This is a genomic window from Mycobacterium sp. NAZ190054 (genome assembly GCF_001545925.1).
Taxonomy (GTDB): Bacteria; Actinomycetota; Actinomycetes; order Mycobacteriales; family Mycobacteriaceae; genus Mycobacterium.
Genome location: NZ_LMVQ01000166.1, coordinates 1 through 8,193 on the forward strand (window position 1 = coordinate 1; position 8,193 = coordinate 8,193).

Consider the following 8,193-nt stretch of genomic DNA (forward strand, 5'->3'; position numbering starts at 1 on the left):
CATGGTGGCCGCGGTGGCGGGGTCGTTCCTCGGACTGCTCGTCGGTGGTGTGCTGTCGGAGTGGCACTGGCAGGCCATCTTCTGGGTGGGTGTGCCGATCGGGCTCGCCGGGACGGTCTGGAGCCTGTTCGCGCTCGCCGCGCTCGCCGAGACGGACCGGACCGGTCCTCTGGTGGCGGTCGAGCAGGCGATCCTGTCCGGCATCAGCGTCAGCGGCGGACGGGCGCAGACCTACCGCAGGGAGCCTGACGCACGCCCGGTGCCGGACGGCATCTTCGCCACCGACACCGAGATCCCGATCTCGCTGGCCGCCTACGAACGCGCCTTCGAGGCCAAGGTGCGTTGGGAGGCGGGACGATTCGACGGCTCGGACGAACTCGACTTCCCCCCGCGCTACCGCGTGGGCCCCGACGGTGCGCTGGCCACCGACTACGAGCTGGTTCCGCTGCCGCGGACCGGCACCGTCTACACCGAGACCACGGTGTACATCCCGGTTCCGGGGCTGCGCACGCCGTACTCGCTGGTGATCGTCGAGCTCGACGGCGTCGGGGTCCGGGCGCTGGTGAAGATCACCGGGGCCGCTCCCGGCTCGGTCGGGATCGGTGACCGGGGCCGGCTGGTGCTCCGCCGGGTGGCGGTGCGGTCGGGGGTTCCCGACTACGGCTACGCGTTCGAACCCGACCGGGTCGACGCGCGGACCAGGGGAGCGGCGTGAGAAGGGTCGCAATCGTCGGCGCCGGGATGACGCCGTTCGCCGAGCACTTCGCGCTCGGCATCAAAGACCTGCTGCCGATGGCGTATTCCGCGTGTGCCGGCACGGTCGACAAGGGGCTGTCCAAGTCGGACCTGCAGGCGGCGTGGTTCGGCGCGATGGGCACCGCCGACGGCTTCCCGTCCGGGATCCTGGCCGACTCGCTGGGCCTGCCGGACCTGCCGGTCACCCGGGTCGAGAACTCGTGTGCGACCGGTCATGACGCGATCCGCAACGCGCTGTTCGCCGTGGCCTCGGGAGCTTACGACGTGGCTTTGGTGATGGGCGCGGACAAGCTGCGCGACACCACGAGCGCGGAGATGCTGTGGGAATGGGAGGCCATGGCGCGCGACATGGCCTGGGATTACCCGCTCGGTTTGGTGGCGCCGGCAGGATTTGCCTTGCATGTTCGCCGATATCTCCACGAATCTCCGGCAACTGAAGAACACTTAGCCATGGTGGCGGTCAAGAACCACCGGCATGGAGTGAACAACCCCAAGGCGCGGTTGCGCTTTGAGATCACGATGGAGCAGGCCCTGAACGCACCGACGGTGGTGACCCCGTTCCGGTTGTACGACTGCGCGCCGCAGAGTGACGGTGCCGCAGCGCTGGTGATCGCCGCGGAGGATGTCGTCGATCGGTTCACCGACCGGCCGGTTTGGGTCAGTGGGGTCGGGATCGGGCTGGATTCGGTGATGCACCAGCACAAGCCGGACATGACCACGTTCCCGGCGACCACCAGGGCCGCCAGGCAGGCTTACGCGATGGCAGGCAAGACCCCCGCCGACGTGGACGTCGCCGAGGTGTACGACTTCCTGACCGGGATCGAGCTGATGAGTTACGAGGACCTGGGCTTCGCCGAAAGGCTGGGCGGCTACAAACTTCTGGAGACCGAGGTGACCAGCGTCGGCGGCGCACTGCCGGTCAATCCGAGCGGCGGTCTGAAGGCCAAGGGGCACCCGCCGGGCGCCACCGGTGTCGCGCAATGCGTCGAACTGTTCGCCCAACTGCGTGGCGAGGCGGTCAACCAGGTCGACGGCGCCCGGACCGCGCTCGCGCACACGGTCGGTGGTCCGACGGCGGTGTCGGCGGTGACGATCCTGGAGGGTCCCGATGGCGGTTAAGGGACCGGAGCGCTGGTCGACGGGCATCTCGCTGCCGAACGGTCTGTCGGGTGCGATGCAGGCCGTCGGAGGTTTCTTCTCGATGGCGCTGGACGCGGTGCGTTATGTGTTCGTGCGGCCGTTCCAGTGGCGAGAGTTCCTGGAGCAGTCGTGGTTCGTCGCGCGGGTGTCGATGGCGCCGACACTGCTGGTGGCGATTCCGTTCACGGTGCTGGTGTCGTTCACGCTGAACATCCTGCTGCGTGAATTGGGCGCCGCGGATCTGTCCGGTGCGGGTGCGGCGTTCGGCGCGGTGACGCAGGTGGGTCCGCTGGTCACGGTGTTGATCGTGGCCGGCGCCGGGGCGACGGCGATGTGTGCCGATCTGGGCTCGCGCACGATTCGCGAGGAGATCGACGCGATGGAGGTGCTGGGCATCAACCCGGTGCAGCGTCTGGTCACCCCGCGGATGCTGGCCTCAGGTCTGGTGGCGCTGCTGCTCAACAGCCTGGTGGTGATCATCGGGATCCTGGGCGGCTACTTCTTCTCGATCTTCGTCCAGGACGTGAACCCCGGTGCGTTCGCGGCGGGCATCACGTTGTTGACCGGGGTGCCCGAGGTGATCATCTCGTGCGTCAAGGCGGCGTTGTTCGGTCTGATCGCGGGGTTGGTGGCGTGTTACCGCGGGTTGACCATCACCGGCGGAGGTGCCAAGGCGGTGGGTAACGCGGTCAACGAGACCGTGGTGTACGCCTTCATGGCGTTGTTCGTGATCAATGTGGTGGTCACCGCCATCGGTATCCGGATGACGACGGGATAGCGGGATGAGTACTTCGACGATCCTGCGGTCGCGGTTCCCGCGGCTGGTCAGCTACGCGGGCCGACCGGTGGCCGTGCTGTCGCGCATCGGTGACCACACGTTGTTCTACGGCCGGGCGATGGCAGGTGTGCCGCACGCGGCGGTGCACTTCCGCAAGGAGATCATCCGGTTGATCGCCGAGATCTCCATGGGCGCAGGAACCTTGGCGATGATCGGCGGCACCGTGGTGATCGTCGGATTCTTGACCTTGGCGGCCGGCGGAACGCTGGCGATCCAGGGCTACTCCTCACTGGGCGACATCGGAATCGAGGCGCTGACGGGGTTCCTGGCCGCGTTCATCAACGTGCGAATCGCTGCTCCGGTGGTGGCCGGCATCGGCTTGGCCGCCACGTTCGGCGCCGGGGTGACCGCGCAATTGGGCGCGATGCGGATCAACGAGGAGATCGACGCGCTGGAATCCATGGGGATCCGGCCGGTGGAGTATCTGGTGTCCACGCGCATCGTGGCGGGCATGGTGGCGATCACGCCGCTGTACTCGATCGCGGTGATCCTGTCGTTCTTGGCCTCGCAGTTCACCACGGTGGTGTTGTTCGGTCAGTCCGGTGGGCTCTACGACCACTATTTCGACACCTTCCTGAATCCGATCGATCTACTGTGGTCGTTCCTGCAGGCGGTGCTGATGGCCATCGCGATCCTGTTGGTGCACACCTACTTCGGCTACTTCGCCTCCGGCGGACCTTCGGGTGTGGGCGCGGCGGTGGGCAACGCGGTCCGGACTTCGTTGGTCGTGGTGGTCTCGGTGACCCTGTTGGTGTCGCTGTCGATCTACGGTTCCAACGGCAACTTCAACCTGTCGGGCTAGGGAGACGAGTTGAGCAGAAATCTCGCCCGGCCCCTGGCCGGACTCGGACTGGTCGTCGCTGTCGTCGTCGTGCTCGCGGTCTCGGTCGGACTGTTTGCCGGAAAGTTCACCGAAACCGTTCCCGTCACGGTCATCTCGGACCGCGCCGGTCTGGTGATGAACCCGGACGCCAAGGTCAAGATGCGCGGCGTGCAGGTCGGCAGCGTCCGGTCGATCGACTACCGGCCGGACGGCAAGGCCATGCTGCAGCTGGACATGGATCCGTCGCAGATGCACCTGATCCCGGCCAACGTCCAAGTCGACATCGCATCCTCGACCGTCTTCGGGGCGAAGTTCGTCCAGCTCGAAGCCCCGCAGAATCCGGCCGGAGCGTTGCAGAAGGGCCAGGTGCTCGAGGGGGACCACGTCACCGTCGAGGTCAACACCGTGTTCCAGCAACTCGTGCGGGTGCTCGACGCGGTGGAGCCCACCAAACTCAATGAAACGCTCGGCGCCCTGTCGCAGGCGTTCAGCGGACGCGGCGAGAAGTTCGGCCAGACGCTGTCGGACTTCAACGCGCTGCTGGCCGAGCTCGAGCCGAGCCTGCCCAACCTGTCCCGCGACATCGAAGCCGCGGTGCCCACCCTCCAGGCTTACGGCGACGCGTCTCCCGATCTCGTCTCGACGGTCGAGAACTTCACGACGCTGGGTAATTCCATCGTCGACGAACAGGACAACCTGGACCGGTTCCTGGTCAGCTCGACCGGTCTGGCCGACCTCGGCAACGAGGTCGTCGGCGGGAACCGCGAGGCGCTCGCCGACGTGGCCGAGGTGCTGGTGCCCACCACAGAGCTGCTGCACGCCTACCGCAAGTCGCTGTGGTGCGGTGTCGGCGGTCTGGTGCCCTTCGCCCAGTCGCCGCCGCAGTTCTCCGGCGTCATCGTCTCGGCCGGTCTGACGCTGGGTGTGGAACGCTACCGCTATCCGCGTGACCTCCCGAAGGTCGCGGCGAAGAGCGGTGGGCGTGACTACTGCGCCGAACTCGGTCTGCCCGAGATGCCCGCCGAATTCGTGCCGCCGCTGATCGTCGGTGACGTCGGCTCGAACCCGGCGCAGTACGGCAACGCGGGCATCCTGCTGAACTCCGAAGGCCTGAAAAACTGGCTGTTCGGCCCGCTGGACGGCCCCCCGCGCAACACCGCACAGATCGGACAGCCCGGATGACGCGCTCGACGGCGACCCTGATCAAGTTCACCGTCTTCGGTGTGGTGATGGTCATGCTCACCGCGTTCCTGTTCCTGGTGTTCAGCGACACCAGAACCGGTGCGGCGTACGAGTACTCGGCCGTGTTCAAGGATGCGTCACGGCTGAAGTCCGGCGACACCGTGCGCATCGCGGGTATCCGGGTCGGCACCGTCAAAGACGTGGAACTGCAGGCCGATCGAAGCGTGCTGGTGAGGTTCGACGCCGACCGCGGCACCAGGCTGACCACCGGTACGAATGCCGCGATCCGCTACCTGAACCTGGTCGGGGACCGCTACCTGGAGCTCGTCGACACCCCCGACTCGAACCAGATCCTGCCGGCAGGAGCGCAGATCCCGGAGCAACGCACCGCTCCGGCGCTGGACCTGGACGTGCTGCTCGGCGGTCTGCGCCCCGTGATCCAAGGGCTCAATCCCAAGGACGTCAACGCACTGACCTCGTCGCTTGTCCAGATCCTGCAGGGCCAGGGCGGCACGCTGGATTCGCTGTTCGCCAAGTCCTCGTCGTTCACGAACACGCTGGCCGACAACAACCAGGTCATCGAGCAACTCATCGACGATCTGCGCCGGGTGCTGGACACCCTCGCCGAGGACGGCGAGGAGTTCTCCGGATCGATCGACAAACTGGAGCAACTCGTCAGCGGGCTGTCCGCTGACCGCGATCCGATCGGCACCGCGATCACCGCCCTCGACAACGGCACGGCCTCGATCGCCGACCTGCTCACCCGGGGCCGCGCGCCGTTGAACAACACCATCGACGAGTTCAGCCGTCTGACCCCGCTGATCGACAACGACCTGGACCGTCTGGACGCCACGCTCCAGCGGCTGCCGGAGATCTACCGCAAGCTGGCCCGCGTCGGCTCGTACGGCGCCTGGTTCCCGTACTACATCTGCGGGATCTCGTTCCGCGCAAGCGACCTCGAAGGGCGCACCGTGGTCTTCCCCTGGATCAAGCAAGACGAGGGAAGGTGTGTGGACGAGTAGATGCTGAAATACCGCGGTTCCCAACTCGTCAGGGCGGGCTTCATCGGCGTCGTCCTGATCATCCTCGTCATCGCTGTCGGCCTGCAGCCCGAACGGCTGCTGTCCTGGGCGACGGCCGTGCGCTACCAGGCCCTGTTCACCGAAGCCGGAGGTCTGAGCGTCGGTAACGACGTCACCGTGTCCGGGATCAAAGTCGGATCGGTTTCGTCGATCCAGCTCGAAAACGGCGATGCGCTGGTCGGCTTCACGATCGACAGCAAGTACGCGCTGGGCTCGGACACCACCGCCCACATCCGCACCGGAACCCTGCTCGGCGAACGCGTTCTCGCGCTCGACTCCGCAGGCGACGGCACGCTGGACCCGCAGCGGGTCATCCCGACCACCCGGACGTCGTCGCCGTACTCGCTGACCGATGCGGTCAGCGAACTCACCGCCAACACCCGCGACACCGACACCGAGCAGCTCAACCAGTCCCTGGATGTGCTGGCACAGACGCTCGACCAGATCGCCCCGCAACTGGGACCGACGTTCGACGGGCTGTCCCGGTTGTCGCAGTCGCTGAACAACCGCAACGAGAGCCTGGCCGAGCTGCTGCGCACCGCCGGTGAGGTGACCGGGATCTTCTCCGAACGCAGCAAGCAGGTCAACACGCTCATCCTCAACGCCAACGATCTGGTCGCGGTGCTCAACGACCGCCGGTACGCGATCTCCAGCCTGCTCGCCAACATCTCGACGGTGTCCCAACAGCTTTCGGGCGTGGTGGCCGACAACGAGGCCGAACTCGCGCCGGCGCTGGAGCGCATCAACAACATCACGCGGATGCTGGAGAAGAACCGGGACAATTTGGCCAAGATGCTGCCCGGTGCGGCCAAGTACTACCTGACCCAGGGCGAGATCGTCTCCAACGGTGCGTATTACAACGCACTGGTCCCCAACATCCAGCCGGCTCAGCTGCTGCAGCCGTTCCTGGACTACGCGTTCGGATTCCGCAACGGTGTCGACATCGGTCAGCCGCCGGACAACGCAGGCCCGCGTGCGCAGCTTCCGTTCCCTGTCAACAGCCTTCCGCAGCCTGGAGACCTCCCCAATGATGGCAACCCGTAAGCGGGTGGTGGCCGGCACCGCAGTGCTGCTGGCCATCCTCCTCGTCGTCGGCGCGGCATTCCTCGTCCGGCAGGTGTTCTTCGGACCCACCACCATCACGGCGTACTTTCCGACCGCGACCGCGATCTATCCCGGCGACGAGGTGCGGGTGTCGGGTGTCGAGGTGGGCACGATCGACAAGATCGAACCCGAGGGCACCCAGACCAAGATGACACTGAAGGTCAAGCGCGGCGTGCCGATCCCCGCCGAGGCCAAGGCCGTCATCGTCGCGCAGAACCTGGTGGCGGCGCGTTACGTGCAGCTCACCCCGGCCTACCGGGACGGCGGTGGTGCCACCATGGCCGACGGCGGCGTGATCCCGAAGGAGCGCACCGCGGTCCCGGTCGAATGGGATGAGGTCAAGACCCAGTTGATGCGGCTGTCCGAGGAACTCGGTCCGCAGGTGGGGGAGTCGGGCACGTCGATCTCGCGATTCGTCGACAGCGCCGCCAATGCGATGGACGGCAACGGCGAGAAGCTACGTGAGACCCTGCGTCAGCTCTCCGGTGCGGCCCGCATCTTCGCCGAGGGCAGTGGCAACATCGCCGACATCATCAAGAACCTGCAGATCTTCGTCACCGCGCTGCGCGACAGCAAGGACCAGATCGTGCTGTTCCAGAACCGGCTTGCGTCGTTGACCAGCGTGGTCAACGACAGCCGCTCGGATCTGGATTCCGCGCTGACCGAGCTGTCCGCGGCGATCGGCGAAGTCCAGCGCTTCGTCGCAGGCAGCCGGGACCAGACGGCCGAACAGATCCGCAGCCTCGGGCAGGTCACCCAGGTACTGGCCGACAACCGCCTCGCGCTGGAGAATGTCCTGCACATCACGCCGAACGCGATCGCGAACTTCGAGAACATCTACTACCCGAACGGCGGGTCGGTCACCGGCGCGTTCGCGTTGTCGAACTTCTCGAACCCCGTGTGGTTCGTGTGCGGCCTCATCGGCGGCGTCGCGAACACCACCGCTCCGGAGACCGCGAAACTGTGCGCCCAATATCTGGGCCCGGCACTGCGATTGGCGAACTTCGGTGGGCTGCCGTTCCCGATCAACGCCTACCTACGGCCCGCGGTCAGCCCGGACCGGGTCATCTACACCGACCCGAAGCTGGCACCCGGTGGTGCGGGCCCGGGAGACGCACCGGAGCCGCCGCCCACCGTGTCCGCCTTCGTCGGGTCGGGTGACGTCGCGCCGCCGCCACCGCTTGACCAGCCGGGGGTAGCCGGACTCGGTCAGCGATCCCTCACCGAAGTCGGTGCCGACCAGCAGGGTGTTCTCGTCTTCCCAGGAC

At 66.6% G+C, this 8,193-nt stretch carries 8 protein-coding genes; all 8 read left to right on the plus strand.

Annotation, left to right across the window (positions count from 1 at the left end; all coding sequences use genetic code 11):
- Positions 1 to 715: Zn-ribbon domain-containing OB-fold protein (locus ASJ79_RS13245; protein WP_197420202.1), on the plus strand; the 715-nt coding region annotated here is incomplete at its 5' end.
- Positions 712 to 1,875 carry a thiolase gene (locus tag ASJ79_RS13250; RefSeq protein WP_067955830.1) on the plus strand — a complete coding sequence of 388 codons (1,164 nt, stop codon included), beginning with the start codon at positions 712 to 714 and terminating at the stop codon, positions 1,873 to 1,875. The genes ASJ79_RS13245 and ASJ79_RS13250, both read left to right, overlap by 4 nt.
- On the plus strand, positions 1,865 to 2,674 hold the full coding sequence (locus ASJ79_RS13255; RefSeq protein WP_067955832.1) for an ABC transporter permease: 810 nt from the start codon (positions 1,865 to 1,867) through the stop codon (positions 2,672 to 2,674). The genes ASJ79_RS13250 and ASJ79_RS13255 overlap by 11 nt, the downstream gene beginning before the upstream one ends.
- 4 nt (positions 2,675 to 2,678) lie before the next feature.
- The gene (locus ASJ79_RS13260; protein WP_067955835.1) at positions 2,679 to 3,536 is read left to right on the plus strand and encodes an ABC transporter permease; all 858 of its coding nucleotides are present in this window, start codon (positions 2,679 to 2,681) and stop codon (positions 3,534 to 3,536) included.
- Between the two features lie 9 nt (positions 3,537 to 3,545).
- Entirely contained in the window at positions 3,546 to 4,739 is a 1,194-nt protein-coding gene (locus ASJ79_RS13265; RefSeq protein WP_067955837.1) for an MCE family protein, read from the plus strand.
- Positions 4,736 to 5,761 carry an MCE family protein gene (locus tag ASJ79_RS13270; RefSeq protein WP_067955839.1) on the plus strand — a complete coding sequence of 342 codons (1,026 nt, stop codon included), beginning with the start codon at positions 4,736 to 4,738 and terminating at the stop codon, positions 5,759 to 5,761. The genes ASJ79_RS13265 and ASJ79_RS13270 overlap by 4 nt, the downstream gene beginning before the upstream one ends.
- Positions 5,762 to 6,865, plus strand: coding sequence for an MCE family protein (locus ASJ79_RS13275; protein WP_067955841.1), 1,104 nt, complete (start codon positions 5,762 to 5,764; stop codon positions 6,863 to 6,865). It begins immediately after the preceding gene.
- Positions 6,849 to 8,193, plus strand: a 1,345-nt coding sequence (locus ASJ79_RS13280) for an MCE family protein (protein WP_067955843.1), incomplete at its 3' end; no start/stop codon positions are given. The genes ASJ79_RS13275 and ASJ79_RS13280, both read left to right, overlap by 17 nt.

What these genes read in the sequence shown, in the direction of transcription:
- ASJ79_RS13255 (WP_067955832.1), top strand. Translation starts at nt 1,865, where the DNA reads ATGGCGGTTAAGGGACCGGAGCGCTGGTCGACGGGCATCTCGCTGCCG.
- ASJ79_RS13260 (WP_067955835.1), top strand. Translation starts at nt 2,679, where the DNA reads ATGAGTACTTCGACGATCCTGCGGTCGCGGTTCCCGCGGCTGGTCAGC.
- ASJ79_RS13275 (WP_067955841.1), top strand. Translation starts at nt 5,762, where the DNA reads ATGCTGAAATACCGCGGTTCCCAACTCGTCAGGGCGGGCTTCATCGGC.
- ASJ79_RS13270 (WP_067955839.1), top strand. Translation starts at nt 4,736, where the DNA reads ATGACGCGCTCGACGGCGACCCTGATCAAGTTCACCGTCTTCGGTGTG.